Origin of the sequence: Tardiphaga sp. 37S4 (genome assembly GCF_021044645.1) — a bacterium.
In the GTDB taxonomy this organism is placed as follows: domain Bacteria; phylum Pseudomonadota; class Alphaproteobacteria; order Rhizobiales; family Xanthobacteraceae; genus Tardiphaga; species Tardiphaga robiniae.
Genome location: NZ_CP088008.1, coordinates 538,291 through 558,598, shown reverse-complemented (window position 1 = coordinate 558,598; position 20,308 = coordinate 538,291). Strand labels below are relative to the sequence as shown.

Below are 20,308 nucleotides of genomic sequence, written 5' to 3'. Positions count from 1 at the left end.
GTTTTTTCAGCTTGAGCGCTGATTGCAGATTGATCGATCTAACGCGTGCTCATCCAACCTTGTCCCGGACATCGCGCAGGGCGGCAGTCGCCGCCTGGCGCAGAAAGCCCTGATCCGACGAGAGCACGAAGACGTTGGCGCCGAGCGAATTCAACCAGGCGGCCTCGCTCGCATTGCCAACATAGACGCTGATCGGCTTGTTGGCCTTGCGTGCTGCCTCCGAGATGCGTTCGACTGCGCGCAACACATCGGGCGGATCTTTCGATTCATCGCCAAAGGCCGCGGTCAGGTCGCCCCGCCCAATAAACAGCGAGTCAACGCCGTCGACGGCGGCGATGGCGTCAATCTCGTCCAGCGCCACCGGATCCTCGATCTGGGCTACGAACACCATCCGGGCATCCGAATCCGCAATGTGCCGCCACATCGGTATGCCGGAATAGCGACCCGCACGTGTGCTGGTCGCAAAGCCGCGGCTGCCGCCACGATACCGCAACATTGCCGCCACCTCGCGCGCATAGGCCGCGCTCTTCACATGGGGGACCAGGACGCCGGTGGCGCCGCAATCCAGCACCGAGAGAATGGCCTCCGGTCCCGGCACCCGAACCAGCGCCGGCGTGTCGGTTGCCCGCGCAGCCATCAGCGCGATGTCGCTGCTGGTGCGATCGAATGGACCGTGCTCCTGATCGATCACGACGAAATCATAGCCGATATCGCCGAGGATTTCGGTGCCGTGACCGGTCGGTGTCTTCAGAAACGTGCCGACAAGTTTCTGGCCACCAAGCATGCGTTGCCGGAATGTGGAAGCAGTTGTCATCTTTGATAATCCTGTTGCCGTTGCTGGGTGGACTGCCGGTTACGGCATCGGATATTCATCGGCGTTCAGAATCCAGCCGGGCTTCTGCGAGAAGTCGAGCCGCGGCGGACAGAAGATGTCGACGAGCTGGTTGAAGTCACTTCCACAGGCCTCGGTGGTGTGAATCGAGGGCGGCGGAATGACGGCGATGGACGGCGTCTTGCACAGTTCGTGATCGTCCTTGCGCCAGTTCTTCTTGTTGATCGTCCAGGGCCAGCGCAAATGGTGAATGAACTCCCCCTCAACCGCGAGCGAGCACTGCTCGAAGTCGTCGTGATGGTGCGGCGACAGTTTGCTGGGATCGCGGGGGCCGTTATAGCCGTCGAGATAGTTCACCATGATGGTGGTGCAGCGCCAGATACGACCGAAGCGGCCCGGCTCCGGCGGCACGTCGAGGCTGTAGACGCGCAGACGAAAGCCATCTTTCGGCGCGGGCCACGGCTCCAGCGGTGCGACGTAGGGCTTGGCCGTGGCATATGATGCTGCATTGGCGCATTTCGCCGCAAGATCCTCCGACCGCGTGGTGAAGATGCGAACGATCTTGCCGGCTTCAATGATCTTGATGCTTGACCGTCCTGGCGGCACGAAGGCCAGCGACCGGCCGTTGACACGCTTGGTGCCCTCCGCCGTGGTGATCTCCACGACCACCTTGGGGTCGGACAACAGCACGACGTATTCGTCCGGCTGCTCCTCACGCGCCAGCACACCGCCGGCTTTTCCCTCCGTATGCACGAGTAGGAAGTTCTGCCCGCGCCCATACCAGCTCCTGCCTGACGGCCCATCCTCCTGCGGCGGCTCGTCGTAGAAGCGGAGATATTCGGCCTGACCGAAAGGACCTGCCGGCGCGGCGCCTGCGGCTGCGGGCGCAAGCTTGGCCCTCGGATCGGTGGTGTCGTACATGTGGAATCTCCCTTGGTGTCAATTCTGGGAGCCGGCGTTTCACGATGCGCCGGCCTGAGCCTGTATCTTGTCCGGAAGGCTAACTGGCCCGCGCCGCAGCTACATCCGCTTCGATGCCAAGCGCGCGCGCGGTGTTGCCGGAGACCATCTTGCGGATCTGATCGTCGTCGTAGCCCAGATCCATACAGAGCCTGATGCCGCGGCGGAATCCGTCGAGCGGGCTGAAGGTTCCGGTCTGGCCAAGGTCGGAGCACAGCATCGTCTGCTCCACGCCCGCGGCCTCAATCTGGTCGCGCAGATCCTCGGCCTCACGGCTCTTAAACTTGCAGCCGTCGAGGAACATGCAGAGCGAGTGCTCGACGAAGGCCCCCATCGCCGCGATGCCTTTAACGTCGTTCAACGACGCGTCGACGATGTCCTCCGGATGAGTGAACACCAGACGCTTGACACCGCGGCGCTGCGCTTCTTCGAAGATCAGCCAGGTCTCGCTGACGTGCAGGTGACCGCTGGCCAGCACCATGTCGTTGCGCGCGACGATATCGAGAATTTCCTTCATGTCGTCGCGTACCGACTTGTCGTCGTTCAGCACCGGAATGGCGGTAACCGGTCGCATCCGCTCGGTGGAAGCCGGGTGCACCCATTGAGCAGACGCCTGCCATCGCAGATGGTTTGCGGCGGCCAGCGTGGGAAGCCAGACGATCCTGCCACCCAACGCAGCGGTGTGCTCAACCGCGTAGGGGTTGAGACCGCCCACCACATTATTGAGCACGATGCTGGAATAGATCTTCGTCTTCAGCTCGGGAAAGTGCTGCCGGATCAGCTCGGCCGTCATGACACCGCTGTAGTCGTGATCCTTGGTAACGACCGCGGCGAAACCCGCCTGCGAGGCCTGCCGAAGCAACGTGACGTGGTCGATGCCGCGCGGCGCGATGGACGGCCCGCTATGCACATGCGGATCAATCGCGCCTTTCAACAACGCGTCGATGCGCGCCTCGACCTTGGGATCAGCTAACTCTGTCATTCCCTCACCGCATTTTGTCCCGACTGCCTTGAAGACCGTCGATCTCGTTGACGTTCTCGAGCGCGGAACGCTGTTTCATTTAAAGATAGTGGTCGGCGCACGGTCGTGTCAATAGTTTCGGGGCATATGTCCGCGACGCTCAACGCATCAATCACATTGCACTTGCATTCCAGTTCGCTACGTTGTTCAGCACAGGCGAACACGAATTTGAGAAACGATGAGCGATTCAGCATCAACCGGCGTCCACTCCGTGCAACTGGCCATCGACGTACTGGAAGCCGTTGCATTCTCGGACGATGAACTGGGCGTGACGCAGATCGCCGACCGTCTGGGCATGACTAAGGGATCGGTGCATCGGCATCTGCAGACGCTGGTCGACCGCGGGTATCTCACGCAGAACTCCAGCACCTCGCGCTACAGCATCGGTCCGAAGGGCCGGTTGCTCGCCCGGCACGCGCCTGATGCGGATCTCATTCAGCTCGCGGAAGGACCGATGCGGCAGTTGCGCGATGCCCTTGGCCATTTCGTCGTTCTTTCCGAGATGACGCCGCGCGGCGCATTGATCCTGCACAAGCTGTCGGGCACGGCGGCGATTGAACTCGGCGTTCGCCCGGGGAGCGAATTGACCTTCCATGCGTCGGCGCAGGGAAAGGTCCTGCTGGCTTTCGCCCCCAGCCCCATGAGGGCGCGCGTCCTCGCGCAGCCCTTGCAGCGTTTCACCGACAAGACCATTGTTTCCGTCCGCAAGCTCGAACAGGAATATCTGGAGATCGTGCGTCTTGGTTTTGCCACGGCCCCAGAGCAGAGCTTGATCGGGATGAATGCGGTGGCCGCGCCGATCTTCGACGCGCAGGATGCCTGCATCGCCTCGGTCGCCATCGTGGCATCGATTCAGGTCCTGCCGGAGAAGACACGGCCGTCCGACGTCGCCCAGCTCATCGAGGCGGCACGCCAGATCTCGCACAAGCTCGGGCACGGCCGCGGCGCTCATCAGCCACCACCCGTCAAGCGCAGCGCGCGGACGGCGCGCCCGCGTTAAAGCTGATCGGCAATGTATTTTCTCCAGTTGTCGGTGCGCAGCGGCATGTCGGCAAATGTCTTGCGCTGGTCTGCAGCCCTGCCAACCAGTTCGGCAGCGGTCATCCGCTTGCCGCGCAGGTAAGCGTCGAGTTCATCCAGCGCGGATGACAGCACGGCCGCGCCGCGCAGCATCACGGCCGATGCCATCTCCACCGCGCTGGCGCCAGCGAGCATCATGCGCGCGACATCGAGACCGTTGCGTGCGCCATTGGTCGCAATCAGCGGCTTGTCGGCGCCAAGCTGTTGCCGCGACACAGCCAGCCAGTGACACGTCAGCGGCAGATTCCAGTATCCTCCGACGCCCAGCGTCGTTCCCAGAAACGGCTGCATCGTCTCGACGTCAGGCACGAAGCCGAGCAGCCGCCCGGCCATCACCACGGTTTCGCCGCCCGCGAGACATGCGGCATCCGCCAGGTCCGGCACGCGCTCGCTCTGTCCGGTGATCTTGACCCATAGCGGGATGCCGATCGCCTGCCGTACCGCAGACACGATCATGGACACCCGCTCGGGATCGAGTTCGGTGGACACCACACCTTTTGCCTGGCTGGCATAGGGCGTGCCGATATTCAGCTCGAGGACGCGCAGGCCCGCCTGCTCGACCTGCCTGGCCATCTCGACCGTTCGCGCGAGGTCCGCAACGATCAGGCTCGCGACCGCATAGGATTCGACCTGGCTGGCCTCGCGATCGAGCTGGACCGTCTGATCGAGCCACGCATCGAAGCTCTGCGGCGTCAGGCCAGAGCGACAGGCGATGAATGCCGTGTCAGGCGCGTTCGGCGTCCACGCCATTTCGCGCCACTCGCTGTCGAGCAGCATGTATTCGGCGCGCTGCAGCTGGTCACGGCCGCGCTCGGATTCGTTGATGGACTTGACCACCACCGCGCCAACGCCGGCGCGCAGCGCACGACGTACGCCTTCGGGGTCGATATGGTGCTCCGCGGATCCGGCGATCAGCGGATTCTTGAGGGCCGTTCGGCCGACGGTAACGTTGAGACGCGTCATCCAGCAGACCTCCGTCAGCTTGCCGCTAGGCGAGTGGGAAGGCCGATGATCTCCCGCGCCTCGCGTGGCGATGCGATCGCTCCGCCGAGTTCCTCGACGATGCGACGGGCCTTCTCCACCATGGCAGCATTCGATGGCGCGAGTTGTCCGCGCGACAGATAGACGGCGTCTTCCAGACCAACGCGAACGTGTCCGCCGCACAGATAGGATTGCGCGACATTGTGGAATGACGTCTTGCCGATGCCGATGGCGGTGAACTGAGCATCCGGCGGCAGCATGTTGCGGGCGTAGATGACCGTCTCGGGACTTGGCTGGAAGCCATAACGAACCCCCATGACGAAGGAACAGAGTACGGGCCCGTCGAGTGTGTTGTCCTTCAGCAGATCATTCATCAGCGCAATATCGCCGGAATCGAACAGCTCGATCTCCGGCTTTACCCCGGCCTCACGGATCACCTTCGCCATCCGCCTAACATTGCCGGGCGTATTGATGACGACTTCCCTGCCCGAATTCATGGTGTTGAGATCGAGGGTACAGATATCCGGGCGAAGCGCGGCGATGTGCTCGACACGTTTTTCAGGTGCAATCAGCGTCGTTCCCGCCGCTGCGACGCGTGGCTGGTCCGTGGATGGAACGAAACGGCCGCCGGGGCCCGTGGTGATGTTGAGGATCAGCTGGGTGTTTTTCGCGCGTATCCGGTCGACCACGTCCCGGTAATATTCGAGCTCCATCGAAGGCTTCCCGGTGGAAGGCTCCCTCACATGGATATGCACGATGGCGGCGCCGGCCTCGGCCGCCCCGAGACAGGCCTCGGCGATTTCCGCCGGCGTGATCGGCAGATGCGGTGTCTGCTCCGGCGTGGTCAGATTGCCGGTGACGGCGCAAGTGATGAAAACCTTTTGACGCGGCGCCTGCATCGCCCGTGCTCCTGTTCATTCTGCGGCCGTCGACATGACGGCCGGTCTCATTTTAATTCTTACGGTGATGCTCTTTGGCAGCGCGTACCGTTAAGACGGCAGACGCTCTGGCGATCCGATTTCCTCTGCCAGCGCGTTCAACGTCGCGGACAGTGCGCGTGGAATATCTATCCGGCCGCCATCGCTCTGGCGCTTCGTCCAACTGCGTTCACCCGGCGTACGCGGCGGCGCCTGCGCGCGCGACGCGCGAATTTTCGCGAGCTCGGCGGACGCTTCATTGCGGAAGTCTTCGACCGAACGGAAGTGTTCGATATCGATCGCCAGAAACAGCAGCGAACACAGAAACGGCTTCGAAAGGTCGCCATAGAGCGGCGCAACCTCGTCGCCGCCGGGCCCCTGCGACAGCAGGCTGCACATCAGATTGATCGCCAGCGACAGGCCGAAGCCCTTCGCGCCGCCCGACGGCAACAGCATGCCGTCGATAGCGGCCTTGGCATCCGTCGTAGGCTCCCCGTTGCGGTCGACGGCCCATGTCGGCGGGAGCGGCTTCCCTTCCCGCTCATAGACACGGATCTTGCCGAGCGCAGCTTCACTCAGCGCCATGTCCAGCACAAACTCGGGCCCGTCGGACACCGGAAGAGCGATCGAGAGAGGATTGTTACCGACCAGTTTCTCCAGACCGCCAGGAACCGGCATCATCGGCTTGGTGTTGCACATGGCGATGCCGATGCAATCACGGGCACTTGCCTGGCGTGTATACCGGGCCGCCGCGCCGAAGTGAAAACTGTTGCGAACCGCCACGACACCGACACCCATCTCTTTACTGCGCTCAATGGCCATCTGCATGGCCGCGTCACCCGCCAGATGGCCGAACATGCCCCGCGCATCCAGCACAGCCATTGCCGCGCGACTCTCAACCACGATCGGCTTCACAACGGACGACACACTCCCGAGGCGAAGCCGGCGAATATACATGTCGGCCTGCGACAGACCGTGCGACGGCAGGCCGGCCACATCGGCATCGACCAGCGCGCACGCCATCTGCCCGGACGCCAGCGACGGAAGACCGGCGCGCTCGAACAGATCGGCGAGAAACTCCTCGGCCGCCGCGACCGGCATTGACAGGACATCACTCATCACGTCGTCTTTCGTGCTCTAGTTCGGTCGACCGTCCGGCACCACATAGGCAAGGGCCGGATCGACGATCAGCACGACCTTGCCGATCTGCTCATTGGCATCCATCAGGGCATGCGCCTTGGCCATGTCCTCCAGCGGAAATGCCGCACAGATGCTGAGCCGCATCCGCCGATCCTCGAGCAATGGCCAGACCTCGCGCATCAGGGCCTTGGCAATCCAGCCCTTGTATTCCGGCGGACGCGGCCGGATCGTCGACCCCGTCAGCGTCAGCCGGCGGCGCACGATCTGCCGGACATTGATGTCGGCGCGTTCACCGAGGTGGCTCGCGATCAGGACAAGGCGACCATCGAAGGCCAGCAGTTCCAGCTCCAGATTGGTGTAAGGACCAGCCTGCGAGTCGAGGATGACGTTGATGCCCTGCCCCTGCGTCGCTTCCACCAGCGGCTTGACCCAATCGCAGCGATAGTCGAGCGCGATCTCCGCGCCGAGATCGCGACAGATCTGACGCTTGGTTTCCGACCCGGCCGTGGCGAAGACACGCGCCGATCGCAGCAGCTTTGCGATCTGGATGGTCGCCATGCCGACACCGCTGGTGCCGCCCTGTACGAGGATGCTCTCACCCTCCGCCAGCTTGCCGAGAAGAATGACGTTGTTCCAGCAGGTGAACAGCACCTCGGGAAGTACCGCCGCTTGTGCGAAGTCGTATCCCCGAGGGACCGACATGCATTGCACGGCAGGCACGCTGCAATACTCCGCATAGCCGCCGCCGGTGACGAGCGCGCAGACCGCACTGCCGACCCGCGGCCAGTTCACATCCGGCGCTGTCGCGACCACAATACCGGCAATATCGAGGCCTGGAATCTCCGTTGCGCCGGGCGGCGGCGGATAGAGTCCGCGGCGCTGCTGGATGTCTGGCCGGTTCACGCCGGCCGCCACCACACGCACCAGCACTTCGCCGCGCGCCAGAGTCGGCAAGGCCTCTTCGCCAAGCGCCAGCACCTCGGGACCGCCGAAGCGGGCGATCCTGACCGCCCGCATGTCCGACGGAAGCGCCGTCATGACACGACCTGCCGGCGAGCGGCAGCAGCCGCAACAGTGACCTCACTCTCGCCGTCCGTCTTCGGCAGGACGCGCCATGTCAGCAACATCGCGAATGCGCTGGCGGCCAGCAGACCCAGGCTGAGGGCGGGTACCGACATCGCAGCCAGCGCACTGCCCGACAAGCCCGCGACCCAGGGCATGAGATTCTGCGCGGCAAAGCCCCCGAGACTGCCGATCGTGCTGATGGCTGCAATCGCCGCCGCCGCATGCGCTCCCTTGAAGATCTGCGACGGCAAATACCAGAAGCATGGAAACATGAGCGAGACGCATGGGGTGCCAACCGCGAGCGCCACATAACGCATCCAGTTCTCGGTCAGCAGGGTCGAGGTGAAGAACGCCCCCATCCCGCACAAAGCGATCACCGCCATGCCGATCAGCACTGTGCGGTGCTCGCGCAGATGGCGCGGGAGCCAGACCAGGACCGCGGCAGCCACAGCCCATGGCAGTGCATTCAAGATACCATTCTGCGTGCCGGTCGTGCCGAATCCTTTGACGACCGTTGGCAACCAATAGATGATTCCGTAGAGTGACAGCGTGATCAGCGTGTAGACGAACGAAAACCACCACACCCTCGCGTCGATCAGGACGCGGAGCGGACTGGTATGCATGGTGGTGGCGATTTCATCGCGGCCGAGCGCGGCCGCCAGCCGCTCCTTCTCCTCGGACGACAGGAAACCGGCCGTCTGCGGATTGTCGGGGAGATAGCGCATCACCAAAACGAACAGGATGGCCGCGGGCGCACCGGTGGCGATGAAGACCCACTGCCAGCCGGCGAGGCCAAGCATGCCATCGAAATCCAGCAGGATGCCGCCAAACAGCGAGCCGAACATGTTGCCGAGCGGACTGCCGATGGTGAGAAGCGCCACGGCCTGCACGCGGTAGCGCTTGGGAAACCAGAGCGTGAGGTAGAAGATGATGCCCGGATACGCCCCCGCCTCGGCCACGCCGACCAGAAAGCGCACCGCCGCAAACATCGAGCCGGTCATGCTGAAACCCAGCAGCACCGTCAGCATGCCCCATGTCAGCAGGATACGCGCAAACCAGAGCCGCGCGCCGAACTTATGCGCGGCCAAGGCGCTCGGGATTTCAAAGAACGAATAGCCGATAAAGAACAGCGAGGACGCCAGTCCGTACATGGTCTCGGACATGCCCAGGCTGCTGGCCATCTGCAGTTTGGCGTAGCCGACATTCGACCGGTCGATCACGGCCAGCATCATCATCGCCATCACAAGCGGCATGACCCGCCACATGATGCGATTCATCAGGGCTTCTTCGCTTTCGCGATCCACGTTCATGGTTTCCTCGTCGATCTTGTTGGCCGACCTTCCCCGGTCGTTCTTGTCAGGATTCTATTGAGCGGCGCGCTTCGCCGGCAGATCGAGAAATGCCGCCGCGTTCTCGCTGATCAGTTTCTTGATCGTGGCGCGCGGCATCTGCAGATCGAGCAGCATCTGCGTGATGCTACGGAAACCATCCACCGGACGCTGCGAACCGAGCAGGCCCAGATCGGACGACAGAATGGTGCTCTCCACGCCGGCGACCTCGATGAGGTGGGCCAGATCGTCTCCGCTGAACTTCTTCGACTTGCCTTCGATGAACATGCAGATGGAATGTTCCATCGTCACGCCGAGCGCGACCAACTGGCGGATATCGCTATCGGCAAAGCCGACCACGTAGGTCGGATGATTGACCATCATCTTCTTGACGCCGCGGCGTTTGGCCTCCTCGAAGAGGACGTGCTGTTCCGAGACGTGGAGGTGACCGCCAGCCAGGATGATGTTTGCCTCCGCGATCAGATCGATGACCTTCTTCGTGTCATCCGTGAGCTTGCCGTTGGCGTCCAGCGCCGTGAGCGGGATCGGATCCAGCATCTTCTGGGATGTCTTCGGGAATGTCTTGGCCTGACCGCTGGCCTGAACGTTGATATGGTTCGCCGCCGAAAGCGTCGGCATCCAGACGATCTTGCCGCCGAGCTTGATCGCATGATCGACCGCGTGCGGGTTGATGCCGCCCGACGCATTGTTCAGCGCCACGCCCGAATACAGGCGGACGCCGGACTGCGGAAACAGTTTTTCCAGAATGATGGCATGCGCCATCCCGGGATAGAAGTGATCCTTGTACAGCACCGCGCGAAAACCCGCCGCGGCAGCGTCCTGCATCTCCTCATAGTGATCAAGTATCCGCGGCATCGCGGCAGGCCCGCTGTGGCAATGCAGATCGATCGCATCGACCAGCAGCTCCTCGACCTCCTTCGGACGCGAGAGCGGCGGGAGCGCGACAGTGTCAGGATATGAAACGGAATTCTCGGCCATGATGGCTGCCCTTCAGTGGATGCTGGTTCTGAGAAAATGGCGATCTGCCGATGAATGGCGGGGCCGCAGCCCACGCCTCATCGAGCGGCACTCCCGCGTCGGCGCGTACGCGAAAGATCGCAATAGCGCCCGACGTTTTCCGGATATGGCAGGTGAACTAATTGCCACGCGATACTGGTGGGGCGCGACGACGCCATTGGCGCGCTGACCTCTCCGCAAGACACGGCACTTCCTCCCACGACACGGTTGCGCTTCGGTGGCCTGAACGACACCGGCACATTCTGTTGGGCCGATATTGCAACCAGCCGGGCCATTTGCCATATCTATTCGCCAGCGTTCCGCAGAGTGGAATCTTGGTATGGCCCCCCGTTCACCGAAGGTCGAAGCAGCAGCCCGCACGCTCATCCTGCTGGAGGAGTTGAACCGGCATCGCGTCGCCTCGATCCAGATCCTTCATCTCGCGACCGGCCTGCCTAAATCGACCATCGTTCGGCTGATGAAATCGCTGTGCGCCATGGGCTATGCCGCCAATGACCGCAGGCAAGGCGGCTACACGGTGGCGTCGCGCGTCAAATCCCTGAGCAACGGCTTTCACGGCGACCCACTGGTGGTCGAAGCCGCGCGACCCTGGGCGCTGTCCTTTACGTCACAGCATCAGTGGCCGTTGGCGATTGGCGTTCTCGACCACACGTCCGTGGTCGTGCGCTTCAGCACTATTGCGGACAGTCCGGTGTCGCCGTTCCACGGAACGATCAACATGCATCTCAGCCTGCTGCGCCGCGCGCTCGGTCGTGCCTATCTGGCATTCTGCCCCATCGGGGAGCGCCTGATGCTGCTCGACCTACTTTCACGATCGACGATTGATGAAGATCAACTCATCGGCGATCGTGCTCAGACATTGTTGATGCTGAGATCAATCCGGAAGCAAGGCTATGCCGAGCGGGATCGCGCCGTCGACCCTCGCTCATCCGGGACGATCGCCATCCCGATCATGAGTGGCGACAAGGTGCTTGCGACGGTTGGTATGACTTATTTCATCTCTGCAATCGATCGACGTGAGTTGCTCAAAACCTTCCTGCCCAGCCTTCAGACCTTGGCAGAGAACATTTCTCGAAGCGCAGCTGCCCTCAAGTGAATACGATCAATAGCACCGAGATTTCCACGAAGGTCGCTGGACCCGATGATGGCGACGCCACGTCAAGTACGGGTCAGATCAAATAGGTCAAATTTGCATCTCGACGTCAGCTTTGCGCCAAGAGCGGTCCAGTTGGGTTTCTGAGAGCTTCGACTAGCTTTTCATGGGCTAATCATTCCGCATATTAACGTTGTCTTGAGCCAAAATTTCTTCGTTCTCGGCTATCCCGGTCCAGGCTAGTGCATCCCGAAAGCAGAAGTGCCGATTTATCGGGCTCAGGCTCGGCTTGGGCCTGCCGCGCCAGTTGCGCGGCTTTATATCGAAAGGCGAAGGATTGCTTCGTGGTCTGCACGCGCAACATTCTGTTTGTTCGGGTACCTAGGCTTTTTCGGCGATGACATGATTATGCAGCACACCGATTCCGCTGATCTCTACTTCAACAGTGTCGCCGTCTTTCATCCACAGCGGCGGAAAGCGCTTCGCACCCACACCGCCGGGCGTGCCGGTGACGATCACGTCGCCCGGCTCGAGAGTCATGATCGTGGAACAATATTTAATCAGCGCTGGGATGCCCGTGATCAGCAGATCCGTCGTTGATCTCTGAACGACCTCGCCGTTGAGCCGGGTCTGCAATGACAGTTTCGACGGGTCGGGAATCTCGTCGGCCGTCACTAGCCACGGTCCGAACGACCCGGTTCGCGCGAACGTTTTTCCTGCAATGAATTGCGACGTATGGCGCTGCCAGTCCCGGATGCTGCCTTCATTGTAGCAAGCGTATCCGGCAATCGCGGCCAACGCGAGATCTTCTGCGATGCGACGACCTCCGCTGCCTATCACCACGGCCAATTCGCCCTCGTAATCGAAATGATCGGATTCCAGCGGCTTCACGATCGGTTGCAGATGACCGACCTGGCTTTCGGGGAAACGGACGAAGATCGACGGATTTTCAGTGACCGTACGCCCGGTTTCCGCGACATGATCGCGATAGTTGAGACCGATGCAGATGATCTTACCCGGGTCGGGGATCACTGGAAGGAAGGCGACATCATCGAGTTTCCAGTTCGGCGCAGCCTGCTCGACAATGCGCTTCGCTTCGCCGAGCGCATCCGCCGCGAGTAGCTGCCGTAACGACGCGATGCCGCGCTCCCTGAAATGCGGGCCGAGTTCGACGATGCCCTGGTTCTTTATGCCGCCGAAGCGAGTGACGTTGTCGGCTTGGAACGATACGAGTTTCATGATCGGTCTCTCTGAGTTGAATGAAAAAATGATCTGGAGCGCTCATGCGGCGCAGGATTCCCGGTGCAGTGAAGGCGGAAGGTGGAGCGCGTGGGTGAGCAGGCTTGCTGCATCACCCGGAGTCGCGGCCACGGCGAGCACGTATCGATCCGGCCGGATGAGCGCGGCGCTGATATTGCCCTGATCCAGCCAGTCCCGAAGCGGACCGTCGTCATCGGCCGCCACGAATGCCACGCCCTGCTGCCGGCATCGCCGCCGCAGCGTTTCCTCGGCGCCGATGTCGCCGGCACGCGCGATCAGGGCGAATCCATATCCGACGTGATCGTCGAGAAGGCGGCCGTCCGACATGCGCGGTTGCGGCCCGGGCATCCCGATCGGGCAAACGCCGTCCGGCGCCAGACCCGGGCCCAGACGGGGCTTGATCGAACTCATGCGGACCGGCTCGGCGGTGGCCGACGCGCCCGGCAACGCGCGCTCGACGGCGCGGGTATTGATCAATCCGCCGAGACGCACGGCAAGCTCGATATATTCGGTGACATGCGGCACGCGTTCGCTGGCGTAGGTATCGAGCAACGCATCGTCAGCGCAGCCCCCGATCACTGCGATCAGTTTCCACGCCAGATTGCTCACATCGCGGATCCCCGCACAAAGCCCCTGACCAAGAAACGGCGGCGTCTGATGGGCGGAATCGCCGGCAATCAGCAAGCGGTCCCGTCGCCACCTGCGCGCCACCACCGAATGGAACATGTACACGGCGGCGCGTTCGATGTCGGCATCGTCCGGCGTGATCCAGCGCGACAGCAGTTGCCAGATCTTTGCGGGCTCGATCAGCGCGGCGTTGCTTTCGTCATCGCGCGCCGTGATCTCCCAGCGGCGGCGTTGTCCCACACCGCGCACATAGGTCGCGGGCCGCTCCGGTTCACAAAACTGGATGCTGTGATCGCCGAGATCCGGCCTGTCGCGCTTCAACAGGCAATCCACCACCAGCCAGCGCTCGTGAAAACCCAGATCGGTCGATGTCGAACCGATCAGACGCCGAACCAACGAGCGCGCCCCGTCGCAGCCGACCACATAGCGCGCACGGATTTGTTCAAGTTGGCCCGAGGCAAGATCCTCGAAGCGCAACGTTGCGCCGTCCGCGTCCTGATCGATCGCGAACACATCGCGACGGGTGAGCACCGTCGCCTCGGGCAGCGTCTCAAGCTTGTGGCGCAGCACGCGCTCGAGGTCCGGCTGATGAAAGCGGTAGCTTTCGTGCCAACCCTGCGGCCCGATCGTCGCCGGCCGAGACCAATCGAGCATGCACCGGCCATCGGCATCGACGAACAGCATGCCGGGGGACAGGCAGGTGGACGGCAGGACGTCGGCGGCGATGCCGATCGTCTGAAAGACACGCATCACTTCGTCGTCGAAGTGAACCGCGCGCGGCAGCGGATACGGTTCGGCCTCGCGTTCCAGCACGGTGATGGAGAGACCGGCCTGGGTTAGCAGCAGCGCAAGCGTGGCGCCGACCGGCCCGAGGCCAACAATTGCCACATCGACGGTTTTATCGCTGACGGACATTCCGCTACTCCGCCCGCACCACGGAGTCGAGCCAGGCGCAGTTTGCCGGGTTGGGAACGCGGACGCCGCGGCGGGCAGCATCCAGCCGCATGTCCCGCATGCGCTTGCGTTGTTCCTCCGCCATGTAGAGCCGCTCGTGGCCCCACAGGCTCGGGCCGTCATGGGTCTCGAACGGCTCCCAGGTGTTGGGATCGATGACCTGCGCGCCCCAGCCGTATTCGACAAAAAAGTCCGACGGCGAGTGCGCATAGAACGACGTCATGTGATCGTTGGTGTGGCGTCCCAGCGTATAGGCGACGCGGCCCTCGTCGAGTTGGGCCAGATCGTAGCCCTGCCCGACATCGTCGAGGCTCTGCAGTTCAACCATGAAATGGTGGAAGCTCTGCCTGCCGGACCCGACCATCGCAAAGGAGTGATGGCGCCCGTTGATGTGGAAGAAATATAGCGGATAGGGCTTCAAGCCATAGTCCGTCACACTGAAACCGAGGACATCGCGATAGAACAACATCGCCTGCTCGATATTGTCGACGTTCAGGACCACGTGGCCCATGCCCAGCGGTCCGGTCTTGAACCCGGAAATCGGCCGGCCGGGACTGAACGGGTCGCTCGCGATCTCTGGCGTGTGGAAGATCTCGACGCGGTGCCCGTTGGGATCGGTGAAGACGATCAAGTCGGCGACGCGGCGTTCGTCCGCGAGCGCCCGCGTGCCGCGCCTGACCCGGACGCCATGCGCATCAAGCCGCGTAGCCATCGCTTCCAGGTCGTCGTGATGATCGACCTCCCAGCCCATGAAGCCGAGCCCTTCGTTGTCCGCTCCGGTCACCACAAGTCGCTGCTTGCGATCGTCCATCCTGAAGGTTCGCACGGCCCCGCCCCGGTCGACCGGCTGCATGCCTAGAAGACTGGTGGCAAAGCCACTCCAGTCCTCGAGTTTGGTGGACTGAATGCCGATATAGCCGAGAGACTTGAGAGCCATTGAATATCTCCTGCCGGAAATGCGGTCGGTACCGCTACTGACGCTCGATGCCCCGGGCATCGATGACCTTGTTAAATTCTGCGATCTCCCGCCTCACGCGACCGGCGAATTCCGATGCGGTGCTCGGTGTCGCGTTGGCCCCCAGAGCCCGCATCTCCTTCTGGAATTCCTCCGATTTGACGATCGCGACGACGTCTTGCCGCAACCGGTCGGCGACCTTGGGCGGGATGCCTTTCCGGCCCGCGATACCGAGCCAGGATTCGTATTCGAGCCCCGGCACGACATTGCCAGAAAAGGCAACGTCTCTCATCTCGGCGGGCACCTCTCGGGTCGTGACTGCAAGCGGCCGAACGGTGCCGGCCAAGGTCTGCGGATAGGCGAACGTCATGGTATCGATCATCACGTCGACCCGGCCGCCGAGAAAGTCCGTGAGTGCGGGCGTGCTTCCGCGATACGGCACGTGGAGCAATGACGCACCGGTGGCGGCATTTATCCATTCGCCGAGCAGGTGGTGGCCCGTACCGAACCCCACAGAATAGAAACTGATCGACCCCGGCTTTGCCTTGGCTGCCGCAATCAGTTCATCTAGCGAGTTGTAGGGCGACGCCGGCCGAACGCCGACTACCATGCCGTAGGTCGACACCGTGGAGATCCATTCCAGATCTGCGACGGGATCGAACGGGAGCCTGGCGCGCATCGCAGCTGCCACAGAATGCGCACTCGCCAGCAGCAGCAGCGAATAGCCGTCCGCCGGCTCGTTCATGACCTGCGTTGTCGCGAGCATGCCGCCTGCGCCGGGCTTGTTCTCGACCACCACGGTCTGGCCAAGCCGCCTGGACAGCCGTTCGCCGACCAACCGCGCCGCCGTATCGGAACTACCGCCGGGCGCAAACCCCACCACGATGCGGACCGGCTTATTCGGATACTCGTCCGCCGCCTGCCCGCCCGCCGTCGAAAGAACAGTGGCAAGCACGGCCGCGACCGACCCAATCCATCGTCTTGACGGACAGCGCCACGTCATAGCGCGATCCCTTCTTCCGCGAACACGCGCGTCGCTGCTTCGGTCGACTTCAAGGTGGCGTAGCGCTCGGCACAGGCTGACGGGACCTCGAGCTTGACGCGGTCGACGGCCCAGAACAGCACGTAGAACAGGGCCGCATCCGCGAAGGTCGCCTCGCCGTGCAAAGCGCCGCCCGTTCTTAAATCGCGTTCGGCAACGGCGAGCCCGGCTCTGACCACGTCGCAGCCTTGCTGCTGGATGGCATCATGCGTGGCTGGATCTTCGCAAAATTTGGCCGGACGAAAGATACGCGAGAAGCCCTGCATATGAAGGGTCGAGACCAGGTAATCGGTCAGCTCGGCCGCCCGCAACGTACGCTCGGGATCCGACGGCAACAAACCAGTGCACGGCGCCGACGCAGCGATGTGTTGCGCGATCACCGGAAATTCCGTCAGCACCGATCCATCGTCACGCTGCAGCGTGGGCACCTTGGCCTTCGGGTTGAGAGCTAGATACCAGGGCTGGCGGTTCTCGCCCGTCTTGATGTCGATCTTCTGCCGGTCGTAGGGGTGTCCGATGGTCTCTAGCAGATAGTGGATGCCGATCGAACACGCGCCGGGTGCGTAAAACAATTTCATGCTCGTCCTCTAATGAAGAGTTTGATCTGCGTTGTCGGGACGCCAGGCTAGGGCACGGCGCTGAAACAGGCGCAGCACGGCGTCGGCGAGCAGCACCAGTGCTGCGGTAATGACCATGCCGGCATAAACACCGGTGATATCGGCAACGTTGTAGGAATGGTGGATGTAGTAACCGATGCCGTTTTCGGCCGCGAGGAATTCACCGACCAGCGCCGCATTGATCGCCCACGGCAGCGCCGCCCGCAGCGCCGCCCAGACGAAGGGCTGGGACGAATTCCACAGAACCTCGCGCGCGATCTCGCGCTTGCCGGCGCCGAAGATCGCAACCGTCCGAATCAGGTTCGGTCCGACCGACCGAATGCCTACAAAGGTGGCGACGAAGACAAGGAAGAACGTCATCAGAGCCACAAGCACGATCTTCGACGTCAGGCCGATCCCGAACCACATGATCAGGATCGGGCTTAGCGCGAGTTTCGGAATCCCGACCGTCGTCTTGGCAAACGGCTCGATGACGGCTGACAGCCGCGGCGACATTTGCACGACAAACGGAAGCACTACCCCGAGGCCTGCGCCGATCAGAAGTCCGCCGATGGCTTCCAGCGTCGTTGCCCAGACCATGGAGACGATCTCGCCGGTCCGAACCAGATCGATCACACGTAGTAGGGTCGGCAACGGCCCGGCAATCAAATCCGGAACCCAGCGGGCGAATGCTTCCCACATCAACAGCAAGCCGATTGCAACGCCGCCGCGGGCCAGCGCGAGCCAGGGCATAACGGAGCGACGCAGCTGGGGCTGCGCGATCTCTGGAACGATATGGCTGATGGACTGGCTCATCAGACCTCCGCCCGGATGCGGCTGAAGATGCCAGGATAGTTCGGCTCGGTGACGAGGCTATCGACCGAGCGTGGGCGTGAAATGTCGATTAGGTGCTCGCCGCGAATACAAGCCGGCGACCTCGTCAACGTCAGCGTCCGGTCGCCGAGCGCGATGGCCTCGGTGATGTCGTGCGTCACGAATAGGATGCTCTTGCGACCGAGTTCCCACAGCCGGACCAGATCCTCCTGAATGTGCAGGCGCGACTCCGCATCGAGTGCGCCGAATGGTTCGTCCATCAGAATCACAGGCGGATCGTAGGCCAGCGTGCGGATGATCGACGCGCGTTTGCGCATGCCGCCCGACAATTCGTGCGGATAGTGGTTCTCAAAACCGTTCAGGCCGACAGCGGCGATCAACTCATCGACCCGCTTGCGAAACGAGGCATCGAGCCGGCCCTGGATCTGCAGCGGGTATTCGACATTGGCGCGCAGCGTGCGCCACGGCAGCAGGTTGTCGTCCTGCATGATGTAGCCGATGCGTCCATTTGCGCCCGCGCTCTGACCCGGCCGCGACGGCGCGCTTATGACCTCACCGTGGAGCCGGATCTCGCCCGCCGAAGGCCTATCGATCTGGGCGAGCAGATTCAGAAGCGTCGACTTTCCCGATCCCGATGGGCCAACCAGCGTGACGAACTCGCCTTCGTGCAGCGCAAATGAGAGCCCCTTGATGATCCAGCGCTCGCTCTGCGTCGCTCTGTCGCTAAAGAACCTGCCAAGATCGCGGGCTTCGAGAACGGGTTCACAAGTCATGTCAGGCCGCCTTCGGAGTGCTGGGGTTCATCTGCGGACGCCATGCCAGTAGCTGCGCTTCTGCAGCGGCCACGGCGACATTGGTCAGCGCCACGATCAGCGTCAGCGCCGCGACGGCGGCCAGCGCGCCGGTGATCTCGAAGTTGCCGGCCGAGGACTGGATCAAGTAGCCGAGGCCGCGGTTTGAGGAGATCAATTCGGCGATCGCCGCACCGCCGATCGACAGCGGCAGGGCAATCTGGACCGCCTGGAAGACGAACGGCGTCGCTGAGGGCAGCACGATGGTGCGCAGCAATTGCGCTTCGCTGGCGCCGGCGACCTTTGCCATCCGCAGCAGGCGTGGATCGACGGCTCGCACTCCCTCAGAAGTACTGAAGAAAACCAGGAAGAAACTAACGCTCGCGACCAGCGCGACCTTGCTCCAAATACCGATCCCGAACCAGACGATGAAAAGCGGAATGAACGCGATTTTTGGCAGCCCGTAGCCGATCATGATGAAGGGATCGAGCACGGCGGCGAGGAACACGTGCCGCCGCAGCACCAACGGCAGCAGCAAGCCGGGCACCGCTCCGATTAAGAAGCCGAGCGCCGCCTCGAGCACGGTGTAGCCGACATGACCGAGCAGCACGCCGGATGCGATCCAGACATAGATCTGCTGCACCACCAGGACCGGAGAGCTTATCTGCTCTGGCCCGGCCCAAGCGCTTCCTGCCTGCCAGACGGCAGCCAGTGCAGCCGCAAAGATGATGCGATCCCACATCTCTCAGCTCCAGATGGCGTTAGTTGGCGGATGCCGGCGAGTACAGCTCGCCGGCAGGCGGAACCTTGGCATCCTCCGGGATGATGCCGCTGATCCTGTCGAAGGAGACGACGTTACGATACATGTCGTCGGTCAGTTCGAGGTCGGACCGCGCATATTTCGCGAAGATCTCGAACGACTGCTTCAGCGCGCCGGGCTCCATCTTGTCGAAGGTCTTGCCGAGCGCCGCGAGGCTCGCGGTCGGATCGCTCTTCATCAAGGCGACGGCCTTCCTCAGCGCCGCGACGAAACCACGGCAGATCGCCGCCTGGGCCTGGCAATGATCCGGACGCACCAGAACGACGTTGTAGGGAAACGTCTTCATCTCCGGCAGGTCGACGTCGGGACCCGACACCCACATCACGCCGCCGTCGGCGACCGCCGTCAGGGAGAACGGCGGCGAGAACGCCATCGCGTCGATCGTCCCGCTCTTCATTGCGGCGACCATCGCCTGCGGCTGCAGAGCCGTGATGGTGAAGTCTGTTTCGGGATTCATGCCCGCCTTGCGGGCAAGATAACGCAGGAAGCTGTGCGGCAGACCGTTCACCGCATCGATACCGATGGTCAGTCCCTTGAGCGCCTTGACCTTGTCGAGGGCGCCTGCGGAGGCCATCGACCCGAGTTTGTCGGCGACCGGCTTGCGCACGATGATATCGGTCGTGAAGCGATCCTGGGTATTGGCAATCGCGACAAGCTTCTGGTTGCGCGCGGCTGCCGCGATCTGAATGCCGCCGGAGATCAGCGTAAAATCGGCGCTCTTGCCGAGCACAGCCGGAATGACACCGGGCCCGGCGACATAGATGATCTTGGGGTCGATCCCCTGTTCGCGAAACAGCCCCCGCTCGACGGCGATGTAAGCCGGCGCGAACAGCAGCGACTGCGCCGGCAGCGCCATCGTCACGGCGGTCTGCGCCTTCACGGCGCTGCCGCCCGACGCGAACATCAGACAGGAAACTAGCGCTGCAAACCGCGCTTTCTTTACCGAGTAGCTCATGACGTCCCTCCCCTTGATG

At 62.6% G+C, this 20,308-nt stretch carries 20 protein-coding genes; 2 read left to right on the top strand and 18 right to left on the bottom strand.

Going from position 1 to position 20,308, the window contains the following annotated elements; all coding sequences use genetic code 11:
* Window positions 1-49 precede the first annotated feature (49 nt).
* The 3 genes from LPB73_RS02645 to LPB73_RS02635 form a co-directional block, all read right to left on the bottom strand.
* Window positions 50-814, bottom strand: coding sequence for an HpcH/HpaI aldolase family protein (locus LPB73_RS02645; RefSeq protein ID WP_089265623.1), 765 nt, complete (start codon window positions 812-814; stop codon window positions 50-52).
* Window positions 815-853: 39 nt separating this feature from the next.
* Window positions 854-1,753, bottom strand: a complete 900-nt coding sequence (locus LPB73_RS02640; protein ID WP_231079517.1) for a hypothetical protein — start codon at window positions 1,751-1,753, stop codon at window positions 854-856.
* A 79-nt stretch (window positions 1,754-1,832) separates the two neighbouring features.
* Window positions 1,833-2,726: a DUF6282 family protein gene (locus LPB73_RS02635; protein WP_231079516.1), complete on the bottom strand. Its 894-nt coding sequence runs from the start codon at window positions 2,724-2,726 to the stop codon at window positions 1,833-1,835.
* Between the two features lie 265 nt (window positions 2,727-2,991).
* Here LPB73_RS02635 and LPB73_RS02630 point away from each other — a divergent pair, with 265 nt between their 5' ends.
* The gene (locus tag LPB73_RS02630; RefSeq protein ID WP_089265626.1) at window positions 2,992-3,813 is read left to right on the top strand and encodes an IclR family transcriptional regulator; all 822 of its coding nucleotides are present in this window, start codon (window positions 2,992-2,994) and stop codon (window positions 3,811-3,813) included.
* On the opposite strand, the gene LPB73_RS02625 is transcribed toward LPB73_RS02630, so the two are convergent.
* The 6 genes from LPB73_RS02625 to LPB73_RS02600 form a co-directional block, all read right to left on the bottom strand.
* Window positions 3,810-4,856, bottom strand: a complete 1,047-nt coding sequence (locus tag LPB73_RS02625) for a tRNA-dihydrouridine synthase (RefSeq protein ID WP_120286756.1) — start codon at window positions 4,854-4,856, stop codon at window positions 3,810-3,812. The genes LPB73_RS02630 and LPB73_RS02625 overlap by 4 nt on opposite strands.
* A 14-nt stretch (window positions 4,857-4,870) precedes the next feature.
* Window positions 4,871-5,773, bottom strand: coding sequence for a 3-keto-5-aminohexanoate cleavage protein (locus tag LPB73_RS02620; RefSeq protein ID WP_231079515.1), 903 nt, complete (start codon window positions 5,771-5,773; stop codon window positions 4,871-4,873).
* 90 nt (window positions 5,774-5,863) lie between these two features.
* Entirely contained in the window at window positions 5,864-6,910 is a 1,047-nt protein-coding gene (locus LPB73_RS02615) for an Ldh family oxidoreductase (protein WP_120286754.1), read from the bottom strand.
* Window positions 6,911-6,928: 18 nt separating this feature from the next.
* Complete coding sequence (locus tag LPB73_RS02610) at window positions 6,929-7,969, bottom strand: NAD(P)H-quinone oxidoreductase (protein WP_231079514.1); 1,041 nt, start codon at window positions 7,967-7,969, stop codon at window positions 6,929-6,931.
* Window positions 7,966-9,306, bottom strand: a complete 1,341-nt coding sequence (locus LPB73_RS02605) for an MFS transporter (RefSeq protein ID WP_089265630.1) — start codon at window positions 9,304-9,306, stop codon at window positions 7,966-7,968. Before LPB73_RS02605 ends, LPB73_RS02610 begins: the two co-directional genes overlap by 4 nt.
* A 54-nt stretch (window positions 9,307-9,360) precedes the next feature.
* Window positions 9,361-10,323 (bottom strand): DUF6282 family protein, encoded by a 963-nt coding sequence (locus tag LPB73_RS02600; RefSeq protein ID WP_231079513.1) that lies wholly within the window; start codon window positions 10,321-10,323, stop codon window positions 9,361-9,363.
* A gap of 295 nt (window positions 10,324-10,618) precedes the next feature.
* Between LPB73_RS02600 and LPB73_RS02595 the strand changes: the two genes are divergently transcribed.
* Window positions 10,619-11,458, top strand: a complete 840-nt coding sequence (locus LPB73_RS02595) for a DNA-binding transcriptional regulator (RefSeq protein ID WP_147421554.1) — start codon at window positions 10,619-10,621, stop codon at window positions 11,456-11,458.
* Window positions 11,459-11,836: 378 nt separating this feature from the next.
* On the opposite strand, the gene LPB73_RS02590 is transcribed toward LPB73_RS02595, so the two are convergent.
* From LPB73_RS02590 to LPB73_RS02550, 9 genes are read right to left on the bottom strand one after another with little or no spacing between them, the layout of a single operon-like run.
* Window positions 11,837-12,694, bottom strand: coding sequence for a fumarylacetoacetate hydrolase family protein (locus LPB73_RS02590; RefSeq protein ID WP_120286752.1), 858 nt, complete (start codon window positions 12,692-12,694; stop codon window positions 11,837-11,839).
* Between the two features lie 42 nt (window positions 12,695-12,736).
* A complete protein-coding gene (locus LPB73_RS02585; RefSeq protein WP_120286751.1) occupies window positions 12,737-14,257 on the bottom strand; it encodes a bifunctional 3-(3-hydroxy-phenyl)propionate/3-hydroxycinnamic acid hydroxylase in 1,521 nt (506 codons plus the stop codon).
* Between the two features lie 4 nt (window positions 14,258-14,261).
* Window positions 14,262-15,233, bottom strand: a complete 972-nt coding sequence (locus tag LPB73_RS02580) for a VOC family protein (RefSeq protein WP_120286750.1) — start codon at window positions 15,231-15,233, stop codon at window positions 14,262-14,264.
* Between the two features lie 34 nt (window positions 15,234-15,267).
* The gene (locus LPB73_RS02575) at window positions 15,268-16,254 is read right to left on the bottom strand and encodes a Bug family tripartite tricarboxylate transporter substrate binding protein (protein ID WP_231079512.1); all 987 of its coding nucleotides are present in this window, start codon (window positions 16,252-16,254) and stop codon (window positions 15,268-15,270) included.
* Complete coding sequence (locus tag LPB73_RS02570; RefSeq protein WP_231079511.1) at window positions 16,251-16,871, bottom strand: glutathione S-transferase family protein; 621 nt, start codon at window positions 16,869-16,871, stop codon at window positions 16,251-16,253. The genes LPB73_RS02575 and LPB73_RS02570 overlap by 4 nt, the downstream gene beginning before the upstream one ends.
* Before the next feature lie 9 nt (window positions 16,872-16,880).
* A complete protein-coding gene (locus LPB73_RS02565; RefSeq protein WP_231079510.1) occupies window positions 16,881-17,705 on the bottom strand; it encodes an ABC transporter permease in 825 nt (274 codons plus the stop codon).
* A complete protein-coding gene (locus LPB73_RS02560) occupies window positions 17,705-18,496 on the bottom strand; it encodes an ABC transporter ATP-binding protein (RefSeq protein ID WP_231079509.1) in 792 nt (263 codons plus the stop codon). The genes LPB73_RS02565 and LPB73_RS02560 overlap by 1 nt, the downstream gene beginning before the upstream one ends.
* 1 nt (window position 18,497) lies before the next feature.
* Entirely contained in the window at window positions 18,498-19,256 is a 759-nt protein-coding gene (locus LPB73_RS02555) for an ABC transporter permease (RefSeq protein ID WP_231079508.1), read from the bottom strand.
* 19 nt (window positions 19,257-19,275) lie between these two features.
* A complete protein-coding gene (locus LPB73_RS02550; RefSeq protein ID WP_120286744.1) occupies window positions 19,276-20,289 on the bottom strand; it encodes an ABC transporter substrate-binding protein in 1,014 nt (337 codons plus the stop codon).
* Window positions 20,290-20,308: the final 19 nt, after the last annotated feature.